Origin of the sequence: Paraburkholderia sprentiae WSM5005 (genome assembly GCF_001865575.2) — a bacterium.
GTDB classification, from domain to species: Bacteria; Pseudomonadota; Gammaproteobacteria; order Burkholderiales; family Burkholderiaceae; genus Paraburkholderia; species Paraburkholderia sprentiae.
The window spans coordinates 1,702,105-1,719,857 of the sequence record NZ_CP017562.2; the positions used below are offsets into that span (position 1 = coordinate 1,702,105).

The 17,753-nt window shown below is 61.0% G+C and carries 9 protein-coding genes, 2 tRNA genes, 3 rRNA genes and 4 pseudogenes; 3 read left to right on the forward strand and 15 right to left on the reverse strand.

Features of this window, described 5'->3' with window-relative positions:
- Nucleotides 1-221: 221 nt before the first annotated feature.
- The 3 genes and pseudogenes from BJG93_RS24490 to BJG93_RS24495 all read left to right on the forward strand — a co-directional run bounded on the left by BJG93_RS24490 (nt 222) and on the right by BJG93_RS24495 (nt 1,698).
- Nucleotides 222-1,214 carry a LysR family transcriptional regulator gene (locus BJG93_RS24490; RefSeq protein ID WP_027193937.1) on the forward strand — a complete coding sequence of 331 codons (993 nt, stop codon included), beginning with the start codon at nt 222-224 and terminating at the stop codon, nt 1,212-1,214.
- Nucleotides 1,215-1,271: 57 nt separating this feature from the next.
- Nucleotides 1,272-1,441: pseudogene (locus BJG93_RS36505) on the forward strand (DDE-type integrase/transposase/recombinase); the annotation flags it as partial.
- Nucleotides 1,442-1,518: 77 nt separating this feature from the next.
- Nucleotides 1,519-1,698 carry a hypothetical protein gene (locus BJG93_RS24495; protein WP_154671671.1) on the forward strand — a complete coding sequence of 60 codons (180 nt, stop codon included), beginning with the start codon at nt 1,519-1,521 and terminating at the stop codon, nt 1,696-1,698.
- A 63-nt stretch (nt 1,699-1,761) separates the two neighbouring features.
- On the opposite strand, the pseudogene BJG93_RS24500 reads toward BJG93_RS24495, so the two are convergent.
- From BJG93_RS24500 to phnT, 15 genes and pseudogenes are all read right to left on the reverse strand, one after another.
- Nucleotides 1,762-2,431: pseudogene (locus BJG93_RS24500) on the reverse strand (IS3 family transposase); the annotation flags it as partial.
- Nucleotides 2,432-2,690: 259 nt separating this feature from the next.
- Nucleotides 2,691-3,716, reverse strand: a pseudogene (locus tag BJG93_RS24505) (IS110 family RNA-guided transposase).
- A gap of 70 nt (nt 3,717-3,786) precedes the next feature.
- A pseudogene (locus BJG93_RS24510) lies at nt 3,787-4,236 on the reverse strand (transposase); the annotation flags it as partial.
- Nucleotides 4,237-4,696: 460 nt separating this feature from the next.
- Nucleotides 4,697-4,810 (reverse strand): 5S ribosomal RNA (gene rrf, locus BJG93_RS24515).
- 213 nt (nt 4,811-5,023) lie between these two features.
- Nucleotides 5,024-7,905, reverse strand: a 23S ribosomal RNA gene (locus tag BJG93_RS24520).
- Nucleotides 7,906-8,254: 349 nt separating this feature from the next.
- Nucleotides 8,255-8,330, reverse strand: a tRNA-Ala gene (locus tag BJG93_RS24525).
- Nucleotides 8,331-8,383: 53 nt separating this feature from the next.
- Nucleotides 8,384-8,460, reverse strand: a tRNA-Ile gene (locus BJG93_RS24530).
- A gap of 76 nt (nt 8,461-8,536) precedes the next feature.
- A 16S ribosomal RNA gene (locus BJG93_RS24535) occupies nt 8,537-10,069 on the reverse strand.
- The 16S, 23S and 5S rRNA genes sit together here with 2 tRNA genes alongside, the layout of an rRNA operon.
- Before the next feature lie 515 nt (nt 10,070-10,584).
- Complete coding sequence (locus tag BJG93_RS24540; RefSeq protein WP_027193939.1) at nt 10,585-11,145, reverse strand: phosphonate degradation HD-domain oxygenase; 561 nt, start codon at nt 11,143-11,145, stop codon at nt 10,585-10,587.
- A gap of 5 nt (nt 11,146-11,150) precedes the next feature.
- On the reverse strand, nt 11,151-12,602 hold the full coding sequence (gene phnY, locus BJG93_RS24545) for a phosphonoacetaldehyde dehydrogenase (protein WP_027193940.1): 1,452 nt from the start codon (nt 12,600-12,602) through the stop codon (nt 11,151-11,153).
- The gene (gene phnA, locus BJG93_RS24550; RefSeq protein WP_027193941.1) at nt 12,599-13,879 is read right to left on the reverse strand and encodes a phosphonoacetate hydrolase; all 1,281 of its coding nucleotides are present in this window, start codon (nt 13,877-13,879) and stop codon (nt 12,599-12,601) included. Before phnA ends, phnY begins: the two co-directional genes overlap by 4 nt.
- A gap of 25 nt (nt 13,880-13,904) precedes the next feature.
- Nucleotides 13,905-14,660: a phosphonate utilization associated transcriptional regulator gene (locus BJG93_RS24555; RefSeq protein WP_071336602.1), complete on the reverse strand. Its 756-nt coding sequence runs from the start codon at nt 14,658-14,660 to the stop codon at nt 13,905-13,907.
- Nucleotides 14,661-14,755: 95 nt separating this feature from the next.
- Nucleotides 14,756-15,619, reverse strand: coding sequence for a 2-aminoethylphosphonate ABC transport system, membrane component PhnV (phnV, locus tag BJG93_RS24560; RefSeq protein WP_027193942.1), 864 nt, complete (start codon nt 15,617-15,619; stop codon nt 14,756-14,758).
- A complete protein-coding gene (locus BJG93_RS24565) occupies nt 15,609-16,568 on the reverse strand; it encodes a 2-aminoethylphosphonate ABC transporter permease subunit (protein WP_027193943.1) in 960 nt (319 codons plus the stop codon). The genes phnV and BJG93_RS24565 overlap by 11 nt, the downstream gene beginning before the upstream one ends.
- On the reverse strand, nt 16,546-17,646 hold the full coding sequence (phnT, locus tag BJG93_RS24570) for a 2-aminoethylphosphonate ABC transport system ATP-binding subunit PhnT (RefSeq protein ID WP_027193944.1): 1,101 nt from the start codon (nt 17,644-17,646) through the stop codon (nt 16,546-16,548). Before phnT ends, BJG93_RS24565 begins: the two co-directional genes overlap by 23 nt.
- Nucleotides 17,647-17,753: the final 107 nt, after the last annotated feature.

The following is a 17,753-nucleotide window of genomic DNA, read 5'->3' on the forward strand; positions in this document are numbered from 1 at the left end:
TCGATCGGATGATCGGGTTTCATCTGAAAACAGGCGCCCCACGTGGTGGCTGAAAGAGGCTCCGGGCATAATCGCTGACACCGGCAGGCGAGGCGCCGATTGTAGGAGGGTGCGAGGCGCGCATTAAGACGACGGGTGCAGAACGTCTGTTCCAGAACGGACAACAATAGGTTTCCGTGGCTGACGGAAAATATGATCTTGGTGATGAAACAGAAGGTTTGATGGACACCCTACAAAATATGCGAGTGTTCGTGCGCGTGGTTGAAGCCGGTAGCTTCACCGCGGCCGCGCAATCGCTCAATTCAACGACCGGCGCGATGTCTCGCGCAGTCTCGGAGCTCGAGGCACGTCTGCGCACGCGCCTGCTGAATCGCTCGACGCGTCGGCTTGCGCTGACCACCGCCGGCGAGCGCTACCTTCAGCGCTCACAGCAGATCCTCGCGGATGTCGATATCGCGGAAGAAGAAGCCAGTTGCGCGCACGAGCGACCAACCGGCGCGCTGCGCATGCATAGCTTTGCGAGCATCGGCCAGCACTATGTACTGCCGGCCATTTCGCGCTATCGCGCGCTTTATCCTGGCGTGACCGTCGAGTTGACACTATCGCAGCGCATGCCCGATCTGTTCGAGGGCAGCGCCGATGTTGCCGTGATCGGCGCATCGGCGCTGCCCAATTCGGACCTCGTATCATTCCCGCTGGGGACGTCGTTCAGCATCCTGTGCGCATCGCCGGCCTACGTGCGCGCGCACGGCGTGCCGCAAAAACCAGCTGAGCTTGCGCATCACGAATGTCTGATCCTCCATACGCCGGCGTTCCCCCCGCATGAGTGGACGCTCGACGGCCCGAATGGCAGCGAGCTAATGGAAGTCAACGGACCAGTGCATGTGAACATCGCCGAAACACTGATCGCGGCGATCCGCGAAGGCATGGGCATCGGCATGGTGCCGCTCTACGCGGCCATTTCGGGGTTGCGCGATGGCTCGCTGGTGCGGGTTTTGCCGGAATATACGCTGCAGAAGTCGACTGTTTATGCGCTATATCCGTCGCGCAAGTTTATCGATGCAAAGACGCGCACTTGGGTCGAATTTCTGCGCTCGCATCTGCCGGAGGTCATTGCGCGCGACGAAGCATTGCTTGCTGAGGTCGGGCAAATGGGAGCCGTAGATGTCGCATCCGAATCGACATTCCACCGGGTGATGAAGGCCGAGCAATAGACTGCCCATCGGTGCAGCGAACGGCTTGTCCGCGCGCGGCAAACCTCGTTCGGTTTCGCCGACGCACCGAACAGTTGTGTTCGTGGGACATCACATACCTGCCGACGACGGTTTGTGCGAAGTATTTTTATCTATATCTGTTTCTGGACGTCTTCAGCCGCAAGCTCGTTGGCTGGCAGATCTATGCGGAGAAAAGCAGCGTGGTGGCCAGCGAAGTCCTGAGAGGCTCTGCGCGCGCGAATCGATATAGCCTACCGCCTATTATCCCGCATTCGGATAACGGCGCGCGGCGAAGGGTGCGACGATGCTGGCCACGCTCAGGGTAGATGGTGTCATGCCGTCGTTGAGTCGGGCCGGCGTAAGCAACGACAACCCATATTTCGAGTCGCTGTTCAAAGAACCTGAAGTACCCGGCCGGTCCACGCGCTCGAGCCTTGTCAACCTTGATGACGACGCTCTGGATCAACGGGCGGCGTTTTTATGAGACAGAGATGGTCTCACCGTTCGGACAGTCTTCTGAGATTTTTAAGTCGAACGTCCGGGGCAGTCACGCTGCCAATTTGATCGCAGGCAGCGTTGCGAAGTATGCCTCATCCGGCGTGCGGTCTTCCAGACTCGAATGAGGCCGTCTCTGGTTGTACAGATTGATGTAATCGCCGATTGAGCGCCGGGCGTGGCCTACCGATTCATAGGCTTTCAGATACACCTGTTCATATTCCACGCTTCGCCACACGCGCTCGACGAACACGTTGTCTCGCCAGGCACCTTTGCCGTCCATCGACAAGCGAATGCTCCGGCTGAGCACGGCCTCGGTGAGCGCTGTCGCGGTGAACTGGCTGCCCTCGTCGGTATTGACGATCTCAGGTTGCCCGTACTTCGCGAACGCTTCTTCCAACGCCTCGACAGCGGGCATCGCCTCCATCGTGATCGCTACGCGTGCGCCAGTACCTTCCGGCTGCCCAGTCCACCACGGCGGTCAGATACACGAAGCCGCGCGCCATCGGGATATAGCTCGTATCCAGTGCCCAGACCCAGTTTGCGCGATCGATCGTCATGCCCCGCAGCAGATACGGCCAGATCTTCTGCCGCGCATTGCGTCGGCTCGTGTTCGGTTTGCAGTACAGCGCCTCGATACCCATGCGCTTCATCAGCGTGCGCGCGCGCCTGCGGCCAATCTCGTGTCCCTCGCGACGCAGCAGTCGCGCTCCGGCAATCGGAGTCTATGGTCACCCCCGTTTTTGCAACTTTGTTTTTGACGGCGCGGTTGGCTTGCCAAAATCTATCCGGCGTCGTTGTAGGGATAGCTCCCCGCGCCACGATGAGAATCGCGCCTGACGGTCCGAAAAAAACACATCGGCTTCAAGCGCCATTCCCGTTTTCGGGGTTTCCGTCAGGCCGGTGTGCCGTTCACGTCATCAAATTTCAGCGGTCGCAAAACCAGATAGGTACTCGGTAAAACAGTGTGGGATCGGCGGGTCAGGCAGGCATGACAGCCGCTTTCGCATCGAAGACAGTATTCCGAGTGGCCAGCGCCCAGGCCGTGCGCGCCAGCTTATTCGCGAGAGCACAGGCCACGACATTGGAGTGGCGCCGCGCCAGCAAGGCACGACCCCAATCGGCAAGTGGGCCGCTCTGGCGCCCGAGTCGCTGCATGTAAGCTCTAGCGCACTGAACCAGCAGGCGCCGGATGTTTTTATCGCCCCGCTTGCTGATCCCCAGCAGGTTGGCTCTGCCGCCGGTGCTGTATTGGCGTGGCACGAGACCAAGCGATGCCGCGAAGTCCCGGCTGCATCCGGGCTGCTTGCCGTCGCCCATCTCGGCGCTCAACACGCTCGCCGTTATCGGGCCGACTCCGGGAAAATTCAGCAGACGCTGACCGAATTCATCGTCGGCAAGTTGGCGCGTCATCTCCTTGTCGATCTCGGCGATCTGCTCGCTCAGGTACTTGAAGTGCGCATGCAGGCGTTCGAGGATGGCGACGATGTGCGGCGGCAGTGAATGTTCGGCGAGCACCCGCCGGCAAGCGTTTGATAACGGCGTTGCCGATCGGCAGGCTGATGCCGAACTCAAGCAGAAAGCCGTGCATCTGATTGACGGCTTTAACCCGATCACGGGCCAGCGAATCGCGGACCCGATGCAGGGCTGACAGCGTCCGCTGTGATTCGTCTTTCGTGTCACAAATCGCATGGCGGGGCGCGAGGCCGCGTCGCAGATCGCCTCGGCCTCCACGAAGTCGTTCTTGTTGCTCTTGACGAAAGGCCGCCCGAACTGCGGCGAGATCAGCTTGACCCGGTACCCCAAGCTGACCAGCTTGCGAGCCGTATGATGTGCACCGGCGCACGGTTCCATGACCATCGTGCAGGCGTGGAACTTGGCAAAAAACTCCAGGAGCTGCTTGCGCCCCACACTCTTGCGAAACACGGCTTTGCCGCGCCGATCCTGACCGTGGAGATGAAACGGATGTTTGCCAAGATCAATTCCTACCAGTGTCACGTCTTGCATGATGGGCCTCTCCACAATGGAGACCCCTACAGCGTAGCCCGCTCATAGGGCGGGGGTGACCATCTCATTACTCCATGTGCAGTTCGTCGATCCGGCGTATCAGCAGCTGGTCTGCGTTGCTCACCGGTTGCGCCCGGTAATACACGCTCGATCTTGCAGATACCAACGAGTCGCGCCTGCTGCGAGACCGGCAATGCGCGTGTGCGATCGATCATCGCTTTGCGCTCAGCAATCCCGCCTGGTTGAGTGTGCCGCCTAAAAAATCGTTCTCCAGCGTGAGCTGGCCGATCTTCGCATGTAGCTCCTTCAAATCGACTTGCGGCTCGCTCGGCGCCGTGCCGCCTGCGCCAAACGCGTCGGCGGCACGTTCCTGCAACTGCCGCTTCCATTCGGTGATCTGGTTCGGGTGCGCATCGAACTGCTGCTCTAATTCGGCTAGCGTCCTCTCGCCCTTGACGGCCGCCATCGCCACTTTCGCTTTGAACGCGGCTGAGTGCGTCCGTCGGGTTCTCTTCGTCATCTTCCTGGTTCCTTTGTCGGCATTATCGCCGGCTCAGGCCCCGGGCATTCCGCTTATCCGACTGTCCGAATTTGCGCGCCCAACTCTGACCGCACGGCAACGCAATCCATTACGATGGAAACGTTCTCCTGCAACTGGCAGCGTGGTCCATGCTGTGCATCGAACCCCGACCGCGTGGAATAACCAAGGCGGCGCTCCAACGCCGCACTCAGGAGAGAAAGACCGCCTGAGATTTAATCGTTGAAGCAACACTACCTTGGAAATTTCCGATTGCGCGGTTACGTTTATGCACAAGCCGTGTGCGCAACTAAGCGTCGATAAACATGCGACTTTTTTGCAACGGCTGGCACGGCGTCCGACCACGTTTGTTGTTCGTACTCAGTCCAGCATGTTGCTGTTTTTTCGGCGCGTAAACGCAAAAACCCCACCGCGGCGGGTGGGGTTTCTGAGGTGCTGGGGAGCCTGACGATTACCTACTTTCACACGGGCAATCCGCACTATCATCGGCGTGGAGTCGTTTCACGGTCCTGTTCGGGATGGGAAGGGGTGGGACCGACTCGCTATGGTCATCAGGCATGACGGGTTGCTGCGTCGCGGGGCTGGAGCCAGCCGGGCGCGCCACAGCCAATCGGGAAGAAGCGTAAGGGATTCGTGTGGGGGGGTTGTGGTGTTTCTGGCACAACACCGGTCTCAACCGTGTGGGGTCTGCATAAGACCCTGCGCGTTGCGCAGGGTGGGGCATCCATAAGCGCTGAAGCGCTAACGGCTGCCGACACACACCGGTTATAGGATCAAGCCTTACGGGCAATTAGTATCAGTTAGCTCAGTACATTACTGTACGTGCACACCTGACCTATCAACGTCCTGGTCTTGAACGACCCTTCAAGGGGCTCGAAGCCCCGGGGATATCTCATCTTAAGGCGAGTTTCCCGCTTAGATGCTTTCAGCGGTTATCTCTTCCGAACATAGCTACCCGGCGATGCCACTGGCGTGACAACCGGTACACCAGAGGTTCGTCCACTCCGGTCCTCTCGTACTAGGAGCAGCCCCCTTCAAATATCCAGCGCCCACGGCAGATAGGGACCAAACTGTCTCACGACGTTTTAAACCCAGCTCACGTACCTCTTTAAATGGCGAACAGCCATACCCTTGGGACCGGCTACAGCCCCAGGATGAGATGAGCCGACATCGAGGTGCCAAACACCGCCGTCGATATGAACTCTTGGGCGGTATCAGCCTGTTATCCCCAGAGTACCTTTTATCCGTTGAGCGATGGCCCTTCCATACAGAACCACCGGATCACTATGACCTGCTTTCGCACCTGTTCGACTTGTCAGTCTCACAGTCAAGCACGCTTATGCCATTGCACTATCAGCACGATTTCCGACCGTACCTAGCGTACCTTCGTACTCCTCCGTTACACTTTGGGAGGAGACCGCCCCAGTCAAACTGCCTACCATGCACTGTCCCCGATCCGGATCACGGACCAGGGTTAGAACCTCAAACAGATCAGGGTGGTATTTCAAGGTCGGCTCCACGCAGACTGGCGTCCACGCTTCACAGCCTCCCACCTATCCTACACAGACCGGTTCAAAGTCCAATGCAAAGCTACAGTAAAGGTTCATGGGGTCTTTCCGTCTAGCCGCGGGGAGATTGCATCATCACAAACACTTCAACTTCGCTGAGTCTCGGGAGGAGACAGTGTGGCCATCGTTACGCCATTCGTGCAGGTCGGAACTTACCCGACAAGGAATTTCGCTACCTTAGGACCGTTATAGTTACGGCCGCCGTTTACCGGGACTTCAATCAGGAGCTTGCACCCCATCATTTAATCTTCCGGCACCGGGCAGGCGTCACACCCTATACGTCCACTTTCGTGTTTGCAGAGTGCTGTGTTTTTATTAAACAGTCGCAGCCACCAGTTTATTGCAACCCCTTCACCCTTCTGGCGCAGGCCAGTCAGGCTAGCAGGGCGTACCTTATCCCGAAGTTACGGTACCAATTTGCCGAGTTCCTTCTCCCGAGTTCTCTCAAGCGCCTTAGAATACTCATCTCGCCCACCTGTGTCGGTTTGCGGTACGGTCACTGTGAAACTGAAGCTTAGAGGCTTTTCCTGGAACCCCTTCCAGTTGCTTCGCTTCCGAAGAAGCTCGCGCCACACCCTTGAGTCCTGTGCCCGGATTTGCCAAAGCACCCTCTTCAATGCAGCGACCGGGACTTCCAACACCCGGACAACCTTCCGCGATCCGTCCCCCCATCGCATTTCACAATGGTGCAGAAATATTAATCTGCTTCCCATCAGCTACGCATTTCTGCCTCGCCTTAGGGGCCGACTCACCCTACGCCGATGAACGTTGCGTAGGAAACCTTGGGCTTACGGCGAGGGGGCCTTTCACCCCCTTTATCGCTACTCATGTCAGCATTCGCACTTCCGATACCTCCAGCACACTTTCCAGTGCACCTTCGCAGGCTTACGGAACGCTCTCCTACCATGCACATAAATGTGCATCCGCAGCTTCGGTATATGGCTTAGCCCCGTTACATCTTCCGCGCAGGACGACTCGATCAGTGAGCTATTACGCTTTCTTTAAAGGATGGCTGCTTCTAAGCCAACCTCCTGACTGTTTTAGCCTTCCCACTTCGTTTCCCACTTAGCCATATTTGGGGACCTTAGCTGGCGGTCTGGGTTGTTTCCCTCTTGACACCGGACGTTAGCACCCGATGTCTGTCTCCCGTGATTGCACTCTTCGGTATTCGGAGTTTGCTATGGCGTAGTAATCCGCAATGGACCCCACAACCATGACAGTGCTCTACCCCCGAAGGTGATACACGAGGCACTACCTAAATAGTTTTCGGAGAGAACCAGCTATTTCCAGGTTTGTTTAGCCTTTCACCCCTATCCACAGCTCATCCCCTAACTTTTCAACGTTAGTGGGTTCGGTCCTCCAGCACGTGTTACCGTGCCTTCAACCTGGCCATGGATAGATCACCTGGTTTCGGGTCTACACCCAGCGACTGGACGCCCTGTTCGGACTCGCTTTCGCTACGCCTGCCCTAATCGGTTAAGCTCGCCACTGAATGTAAGTCGCTGACCCATTATACAAAAGGTACGCCGTCACCCTCTTTCAAAGGCTCCGACTGTTTGTATGCATGCGGTTTCAGGATCTGTTTCACTCCCCTCCCGGGGTTCTTTTCGCCTTTCCCTCACGGTACTGGTTCACTATCGGTCGATCACGAGTATTTAGCCTTGGAGGATGGTCCCCCCATCTTCAGACAGGATTTCACGTGTCCCGCCCTACTTCTCGTACACCCAGTTCTTTCATAATGCTTTCGCCTACGGGGCTATCACCCGCTATGGCCGCACTTTCCAGAGCGTTCGGCTAGCACTACAAATAAAGAGTACAGGCTGATCCCATTTCGCTCGCCACTACTCTGGGAATCTCGGTTGATTTCTTTTCCTGCGGTTACTTAGATGTTTCAGTTCACCGCGTTCGCTTCTCATGACCTATGGATTCAGTCATGGATACTCCATTCGGAGTGGGTTTCCCCATTCGGATATCGGGGGATCAAAGCTCGTTTGCCAGCTCCCCCCCGCTTTTCGCAGGCTACCGCGTCCTTCATCGCCTGTGATCGCCAAGGCATCCACCACATGCACTTGTTCGCTTGACCCTATAACGGGTGTGTCTCTGTGTCGACCCACGTTAGCGCCCTGGCGCTGACGTGGCTCCCATCCCCGCAGGGGACAGACGCACTCGCTACAGGTTGAGTATTCGTGTTGCGCCGTATTCCAAGGCGATCTCTCGATCACCTTTAAAATACATCGATACAATCACAACCCTGATTCACCTACTCACGCACCCATCTCCAGGCACGCTTTCGTGAATCTCCTTACTACTTCTTCCTGATTGTTAAAGAACGACAGCCGGTATCACATTCCATCGCGTACCGCGCTGACTGGCTCAATCGCCAATGCCAAGTACTCAGCCTCACTTCGCGCTGAACCCTTGGCATTGAGGATTGGTGGAGGATGACGGGATCGAACCGACGACCCCCTGCTTGCAAAGCAGGTGCTCTCCCAGCTGAGCTAATCCCCCCGGCCCCACACAGACCCGGGCACACTCCCCCGGCCCCGCACCACAGACAAGGATGGTGGGTCTGGATGGATTCGAACCATCGACCCCCGCCTTATCAAGACGGTGCTCTAACCGGCTGAGCTACAGACCCCTGAGCCTGTCTGCGTTGCTTTCTTAACCACAGCCGATAAGCGTGAGCACTTGACGCGAGCAATGCTCGACTCTGGAAAGGAGGTGATCCAGCCGCACCTTCCGATACGGCTACCTTGTTACGACTTCACCCCAGTCATGAATCCTACCGTGGTGACCGTCCTCCTTGCGGTTAGACTAGCCACTTCTGGTAAAACCCACTCCCATGGTGTGACGGGCGGTGTGTACAAGACCCGGGAACGTATTCACCGCGGCATGCTGATCCGCGATTACTAGCGATTCCAGCTTCACGCACCCGAGTTGCAGAGTGCGATCCGGACTACGATCGGTTTTCTGGGATTGGCTCCACCTCGCGGCTTGGCAACCCTCTGTTCCGACCATTGTATGACGTGTGAAGCCCTACCCATAAGGGCCATGAGGACTTGACGTCATCCCCACCTTCCTCCGGTTTGTCACCGGCAGTCTCCCTGGAGTGCTCTTGCGTAGCAACTAGGGACAAGGGTTGCGCTCGTTGCGGGACTTAACCCAACATCTCACGACACGAGCTGACGACAGCCATGCAGCACCTGTGTTATGGCTCCCTTTCGGGCACTCCCGGCTCTCACCAGGATTCCATACATGTCAAGGGTAGGTAAGGTTTTTCGCGTTGCATCGAATTAATCCACATCATCCACCGCTTGTGCGGGTCCCCGTCAATTCCTTTGAGTTTTAATCTTGCGACCGTACTCCCCAGGCGGTCAACTTCACGCGTTAGCTTCGTTACCAAGCCAATGAAGGCCCGACAACCAGTTGACATCGTTTAGGGCGTGGACTACCAGGGTATCTAATCCTGTTTGCTCCCCACGCTTTCGTGCATGAGCGTCAGTATTGGCCCAGGGGGCTGCCTTCGCCATCGGTGTTCCTCCACATCTCTACGCATTTCACTGCTACACGTGGAATTCCACCCCCCTCTGCCATACTCCAGCGCTGCAGTCACCAATGCAGTTCCCAGGTTAAGCCCGGGGATTTCACATCGGTCTTACAGCACCGCCTGCGCACGCTTTACGCCCAGTAATTCCGATTAACGCTCGCACCCTACGTATTACCGCGGCTGCTGGCACGTAGTTAGCCGGTGCTTATTCTTCCGGTACCGTCATCCACCCCCGGTATTAACAGGGATGCTTTCTTTCCGGACAAAAGTGCTTTACAACCCGAAGGCCTTCTTCACACACGCGGCATTGCTGGATCAGGGTTGCCCCCATTGTCCAAAATTCCCCACTGCTGCCTCCCGTAGGAGTCTGGGCCGTGTCTCAGTCCCAGTGTGGCTGGTCGTCCTCTCAGACCAGCTACAGATCGTCGGCTTGGTAGGCCTTTACCCCACCAACTACCTAATCTGCCATCGGCCGCCCCTTGAGCGCGAGGTCCCGAAAGATCCCCCGCTTTCCTCTCCCGAGCGTATGCGGTATTAATCCGGCTTTCGCCGGGCTATCCCCCACTCCAGGACACGTTCCGATGTATTACTCACCCGTTCGCCACTCGCCACCAGGGTTGCCCCCGTGCTGCCGTCCGACTTGCATGTGTAAGGCATGCCGCCAGCGTTCAATCTGAGCCAGGATCAAACTCTTCAGTTCAAACCTGTTACTGTTTTCGGTCCATCTCTGAACCGGTCGCTCACTCAACGTACTGACGATGATCAATCCGTCTTCCGACAGATCAACCTTCCTCTGATACTGTGTGAGGCTTCTTGATACTTCTGCCTGACAGCAGATTCCGCAGAACCTGCCGCCGCATTGCGCATCAAGCGCCCACACTTATCGGCTGTTAGTTTTTAAAGATCGGTCCGCCCAACCCGCCGTACCGGCATGACAGCTACCCGGCACTGCTTCGTCTGGCGTCGCTGCATCAGCAGCAGAGAAGCGGGATTATGGAGAATTTCCTTTGGATCGTCAACAGGTTTTTATCACTCGATCAACCTGCCCACCCCGCTGAAACCCTCGCCATCAAAGGCTTCCCGCTTCTCCGTGCCCGGCATCCGGAGCACGAAAGAGCGGGATTCTAGTCGCCGCCATCGGCACTTGCAAGCGATATTTGAAGCGCGGGGCGCAACCTACCGCGCCCCACGGACTTCGACCCAACGCACTTCGATTCACGCAGTCGCATGCGCGCGCATCGCCCGTTCGACCACGACCAAATAATGGTCGATCCCCGGCGTAGCGCGATCCTTCTCTTTCGCGCGATCGTCCCATCGGCGCAAACGCATCGCGTCTTCTGCATACGGTTTCTGCACAAACGCCTGCGCCTCTTCCTCGCTGAAAATCCCACCCTGCAATTGCAGGCTGCGCACTGAGTCGGCCGACAGCTGGCCGAAATAGGTGGCATCGACCGCGCACAGGCAGCGCTTTGCGTCGACGTGCAAACGAATCGGCTCCAGCACCGCATCCGACAACACCGGCCGCAAAAACGGCAAGGCGAAATACTGATGCAGATCGTCGACACCCCGCTCCGTCGGCGTCTCTCCCTGCAGGTTCAGCAGATGTCCGAGGTCGTGCAAAAACGCCGCGGCGACCAGTTCGTCGCTCGCGCCCTCCGCCTCGGCCAGCGCGCCGCTCTGCAACGCATGCTCGAGCTGCGTCACCGGTTCGCCGCTATACGCGAGGCTGCCGTGTCGCTCGAAAAGCACACGGATATCGTCGAGACCCAATGCCACCTCTGTTACTCCCAAGGTAATGAAAACGTCTTCAGATTAGTAAAGCTCTTCATCGCTTCCTGAACGCCTTCCTTGTAGCCCAGCCCCGAATCCTTGATGCCGCCGAACGGCGTCAGCTCGATCCGGTAGCCCGGCACTTCCCAGACGTTGACCGTACCCACGCGCAACTCATTGATGAAGCGCGTGATCGCGTCCTGCCGGTTCGTACACACGCCCGACGACAACCCGAACGGCGTCCCGTTGCTGATGCGAATGGCGTCGTCGAGCGTATCGAATGCAATGACCGGCGACACCGGCCCGAACGTCTCCTCGCGCACGAGCGTCATCGACGGATCGACGTTGTCGAGCACGGTCGGCGCATACAACGCGCCGCGGCGCTCGTTGCCGACACGCAGGCGCGCGCCCGCAGCCACCGCCTCGTTCACGCGCGCCTCGAACGACTGCGCGGCAGCGGCGTCGATCACAGTGCCCATCTGGTTGGACGCATCGAACGGATCGCCGTACGTCCACGCGCGCGTCTTCTCGACGACCAGCTCCGTGAACTCCGCCGCGACGCGCTGTTGCACGAGCATCCGCTTGACCGCCGTGCAGCGCTGCCCGGAGTTCTTGTACGACCCTTGCACCGCGAGCGTCGCCGCGCGCTCGAGATCGGCGTCGTCGAGCACGATCAGCGGGTCGTTGCCGCCCAGCTCCAGCACGACGCGTCGATAGCCGGCCTTCGCCGCGATGTATTTGCCGATCGCGACACCGCCCGTAAACGTGACCAGTTCGACCGCCGCGTGCGTGATCAGCTCGTCGGCGATGTCGCGCGGATCGCCGGTCAGCACCTGCAGCATCGGCGCGGGCAAACCCGCTTCAGACAGCAGATCGGCCAGATAAAGCGCCGACAGCGGCACCTTCTCCGACGGCTTCAGCACCACGCGATTATTCGTCGCGATGGCCGGCGCGACTTTGTGCGCGACCTGGTTCATCGGATGATTGAACGGCGTGATCGCGACGATCACGCCCGCGAGCGGCTCGCGCTGCGAGAACACGCGACGCTTTTTGCCATGCGGCGTCAGATCGCACGAGAAGCTCTGAGCGTCGTCGCGCAACGCCTCGATCGACGCAAAGCGGAACACGTCGGCGACGCGGCCGATCTCGTAGCGTGAGTCCTGCTTCGACAGCCCCGACTCGAGCGAGATCAGATCCGAAGCCGGCTCGATGCGCTCGCGCAGCAGCACCGCCGCACGCTCGAGAATCTGCGAACGCTCGTAGCGCGACAGCGTCGGTCGATACGCGAGCGCGTAGTCGAACGCTGCGCGCACATCGTCGATGCTGGCGAGCGGCACCGTGCCGACGCGCATGCCGGTATAAGGATCGAACACGTCGAGCGTGCGGGCCCGCGTCGCGCGCTCGCCGCACAGCCGCAGCGCTTCAGCGCGGAACGCGGGATGGTCCCGCAGCGCCGTGTTCATGATGCCGACACGCAATTGAGCGCGACGTCGAAGATATCGAAGTTGCGCAGCCGTCTGCCTTCGCTGCCGAGGCCCGATGGCTGAACGCGCCGGTTGAACAGCAGCGGCACTTCCTGCTCGGAAATCCCGCCGTGCGAGCGCAGCGGCACCGTGAGCCCGGACAGGTCGTGCTCGTCGCGCCGCGTGCCGAGCACCACGTGCTTCGTGCCGATCACGACGAGATCGCCGATACGATCCTCGGGTAGCCCGAAGCGCACGCACGCGGTGTGCCGATCGAGCACGACTTCGATTCCCGGCAGACGTCCGATCCGCGCAATCACCGACGCGGCGTCGATCTCGCGCGGCAAATAGACCGTCGCGAACGAACCCAGCGCGCCGTGATGCACGACATACGGGTCGGTGATCGGCAAAATCACGCGCGCCGTCGCCGCGTTAAGCCAGTCGTCGAGCAGGTCTTGCAGATAGATCACGTTCGGCTCGCCGGTTCGCGGATCGTGCTTCGCGTTCATGCCGTGGTCGGCGGTCAGACCGATCACCCAGCCGAGCGCATCGAGCTTCGCGAGGTAGCCGTCCATCATCGCGTAGAACGCGTTCGCGCCTTCGGTGCCGGGCGCCCATTTGTGCTGGATATAGTCGGTCGTCGACAGATACATGAGGTCGAGCTTGCGTGTCTGCGCAAGCCGCACGCCGGCCGCGAACACGAATTCCGACAACCCCGCGCTATACACGTCCGGCAACGGCAGGCCAACCAGCTGCAGCACGTCGTCGATGCCGTTTTCCTCGCGCGTCGCTTTGTCGGCTTTCTCAGCCGAAAAGCAGATGCCCTTCAACTGCCAGCCGAGCAGCCCGCGCAGTTTGTCTTTCGCGGTGATGACGGCGACCGCGGCGCCCGCATCGGCGGCGGCCGCGAGCAGCGTGGGCGCGCGCAGGTAGGCGGGATCGTTCATCATCACCGCCGCGCCCGCGCCGTTGTTCGCGTCGGCGTCCCAGAAGTAGTTGCCGCAGATGCCGTGCACGGACGGCAGCACGCCGGTCACGATCGACAGGTTGTTCGGGTTCGTGAACGACGGAATCACGCAGTCGCCGCGAAACGCCGCGCCACCCTCGAGCATCGAACCGATGAACGGCGCGACGCCGGCCGCGACCGCCGCTTCAAGATAAGCAAACTCGCAACCGTCGACACAGACGACCACCGTCGGCTGCGAAGGCAGCCGGTAGCGCCGGCCGTTGACTTCGATCATGCGTTGCTCGGGGTGTGTCATCGCGTGGTTTTCCATTACCGGGGTTGTCATTGCCAAAGCGTCATCGCCCGCGCGAGCCAGCCGCGCCTGCTGCTGCCGGGGCGCGCGGCTCGTGCGCCGCATCGGCCGCCACCGCACAGGCCGCATGCGCGCGCTGCAACCCGCCCTGCACATGCGCGCGCATCAACTGCGCGGCCTGCTCCGCATCGCGCGACGCGAGCGCGGTCAGAATCGCGCGATGCTCGGCCAGCGAGCACGCCATCGCGTCGCCCCGCACGACCAGCGCCGCTCGCCGAAACAGGTTCAACTCGCTGACGAGCCTGCGATACGTGTCGTACAACTTCGTGTTGCCCGCCGCTGCGACGAGCGCATCGTGAAACGCGACGTTCGCCCGCGCATACGCATCGTGATCGCGCGACGCGAGTGCGGCGCGCATCGCATCGACCCAGTCGCGCAGCAGCGCGAGCTTACCCGCGTCGATGCGCGCAGCCAGCATCCGGCACGCCGCCTCTTCGAGCACCGCGCGCACCGCGTAAATCTCGTCCGCCTCCGCGAGCGACACCGTCCGCACGAACACGCCGCGATTCTTCTCGGTGCGCACGAGCCCCGCCTGCTCGAGCGCGCGAAACGCCTCGCGCACCGGCCCGCGCGACACCTGCAGCCGTGCCGCCCAGTCGGCTTCATTGAGCTTGTCACCCGGCGCCAGCGTGCCGTCGACGATATGCCGCTCGATCTCGTCGCGCACCAGCGTCGTCAGCGAATGGCGGCGCACGACGTCGAACGGATCGACGGAATCGGAGTGCATATATTCAGTCATTTTGACGGATTTTGCCACATCGATAGCGATGCTGACCGGTTGTGGCGTGTGTGCAAATCACGGCAATCGCCCGCCGGTCAGTCGGCTCAGCGGGGTCAGTCGAGCCGGCGTCGGGGAGCGCGCGCCGCGATCAGCAGCAGCGCGACCAGCGAGACCAGCAGCAGAATCAGCGACAGCGCGGAAGCCGGCAGGTAATAGCCGCGCTCCACCTGCCCGACGACGACGATCGGCACCGTCGCGAAGCCCGGCGGATAGACGGTCAGCGTCGCGCCCAGTTCACCGAGCGAAAGCGCCAAGCCGAGCGCGAGACTCGCGCGGATCGCCGGCACCAGTTGCGGCAACACGACGCGGCGCAGCACCATCGACGGCGGTGCGCCGAGGCTCGCGGCCGCTTCGCGCAGCGCAGTCAGCTCGGGACGCAGCGCGGCGGCCGCGCAGCGGTAGCAGAACGGCAGCACCAGCGCGAGCTGCACGAACACGACGATCGCCGCCGAACTCGACAGATCGAGCGGCCGCTTGTGATATGCGATCAGCACCGCGAGCCCGAGCACCACGCTCGGCACGCCGTTGGGCATCATCGCGATCGTGTCGACGATGGCGCCGAGGCCGCGGTGGTCGCGTCCTTCGAGTGCGAGCGCCAGCCACAGACCGAGGATCGTGCCAAGCACCGCGACGCCCATGCCGAGCTCGAGGCTGGTCGTCAGCGCGTCGAAGTCGCTCGAACCGAGGCGTTCGAACCAGCGCATGCTGAACCCGTCGGGCAGGATCGTGCCGGACCAGTGCGATGCGACGCTCGACAGCGCAACCACCAGCACCGGCAGCATGAACAGCCAGAAGCACAGCAGCGCGGCGAAGCCGAGAAACAGACTGCCCAGCACGCGCACCGCGAAGCTGTGCCGCACCGCGCGACCCTTCTTATGCATGACCGGCAGCACGGTCGGATCGAGTTCAACGGCCATGGCCGGCTCCTTTCACCTTGCGACTGTTGACGCGCCGGTACAACGCGTACAGCGACAACGACATCAGCAGCATCACGACCGCGCCGGCGGCGGCGGTCGGCAGATCGAGATCGACGGTGGCGGCGCTATAGATCGCGACCGGCAGCGTGATCAGATGCGCGCTGCCGAGCACCAGCAGAATGCCGAACTCGTTGAGCGTTAGCAGAAAGCACAGGATCGTGCCTGCCGCGATACCCGGCCACGCGAGCGGCAGGATCACCTTGAACGCGACCATCGCGCCGTTCGCCCCGAGACTGCGCGCGGCCTCGATCAGCCGCTGGTCGAGCAACGCGAACGATGCCAACGTCGGTCGCACGACGAACGGCGTGTAGAACACGACCTCCGCGAGAATCACGCCGCCGATCCCGAACAGAAAATCGAGCGGCGGCGTCTGCAGATTGAAGAGCCGCTGCAGCCCGATGCTGACCGAACCCTGCGAGCCGTACAGAAAGATCAGCGTGAACGCGACCAGAAACGACGGAAACGCGACGAATAGTTCGAGAAAGCGCGTGACCATGCGCGCGCCCGGAAACGGCTTGAAGAAGAGCAGCGACGCAAGCGCCACGCCGAGCAGGGAAGCGAGGCTCGCGCTCGCGAACAGGATGCCGAGCGTGGTGCCGATCACGCCGCGCGTTTCGGGGTTGCTGAAGAACGTCGCGTATGCGTGGCCGGACAAGCCATGCGCGTCGGTCAGACTCAGCATCACGAGCCGCACGAGCGGATAGATGACGAGCGGTCCGAGCACCACGACCGCGATGAACAGCAGATGCCATTGCGCGAGGCGCTCACGCCGCTTCACGGCGGCCGTATGGGCCGCGGCGCTCGCGAGACGGCGCGCGGCAGCGTCGGCCTCGGCTTGCCCGGCAAGGCCCAGCGGACCAGGCGTATCAGGGCTTGATAAGGACGACATCGTTAGCCTCGTAACGCAGGGAAACACGCGCGCCTTTCTCCGGCGTCACACCGTGACCGCGCTGCATCGCGACGAGCACAGGGTCGTTCGGCAACGCATCGAGCACGACCGATACCGACAAGGCCGCGCCATACCATTCGACCGACGCGATGGCGCCGTGCAACTGCCCTTCTCCGAGCGGGACGATGCGCAGCACCTCCGGACGCAGACACGCGAGCCGTTCGCGTTCGTTGTAGCGCGCGTCGTCCATGCCGAACGCGACCTGCGGCGGCAGCAGATTGGCCGCGCCGAGGTAGCGCGCGACGAAGCCGTCGGCCGGCGTGTCGTAGAGCTGCTGCGGCGTGCCGAGCTGCGCGATACGGCCATCGCGCATCAGCAGCGTGCGGTCGGACAGCACGAGCGCGTCGTCCTGATCGTGCGTCACGCAGACGATCGTCAGATTCGGCAGGCGCTCATGCAGCGACTTGAGTTCGGAGCGCACCGACGCGCGCAGATTGGCGTCGAGCGCGGACAGCGGTTCGTCGAGCAACAGCACGTCCGGCTCGATCACGAGCGCGCGGGCGAGCGCCACGCGCTGCTGCATGCCGCCCGATAGTTGCGCGGGCATCACGTGACCGGCATCGCCCAGTTGCACGAGCTTGAGCGCGTCGGCGACGCGGCGCGCGACGTCGCGTGCCGCGATACGCCGTGCGCGCAAACCGAACGCGACGTTCTCGAACACCGTCAGATGCGGAAACAGCGCGTAGCTCTGGAACAGCAGACCGAGATTGCGCTTGTGCGGCGGCACGTGGGTCAGATCGCGGCCGGCCACCGTCAGCGTGCCGGCCAGACCGTCCGCCTCGATGAAGCCCGCGATGAAGCGCAGCAAGGTCGTCTTGCCGCAGCCGCTGCGGCCGAGCACGGTGAGCAACTCGCCGCGCTCGATGGTCAACGACAGATCGTCGAGCACCGTGCGCGCGCCGAAGCGCACCGTCAGGTGATCGATCTGCACGCCGCCCGGCGCGTCCGAACGCGCGGCGTCGAGCGCATCCAGCTCAGCGCCAGGCGCAGTGGGGTGAGCGAGACTGGCCGTATTCACCGGGATCGTCCTCCAACGGAATTAATGCTGATGCGGCGCCGCGCGGTACGCGCGAAGCGCCGCCTGAATCGACGACGTCAAACGTTGCTTGCGTCGCTCACCTGTTG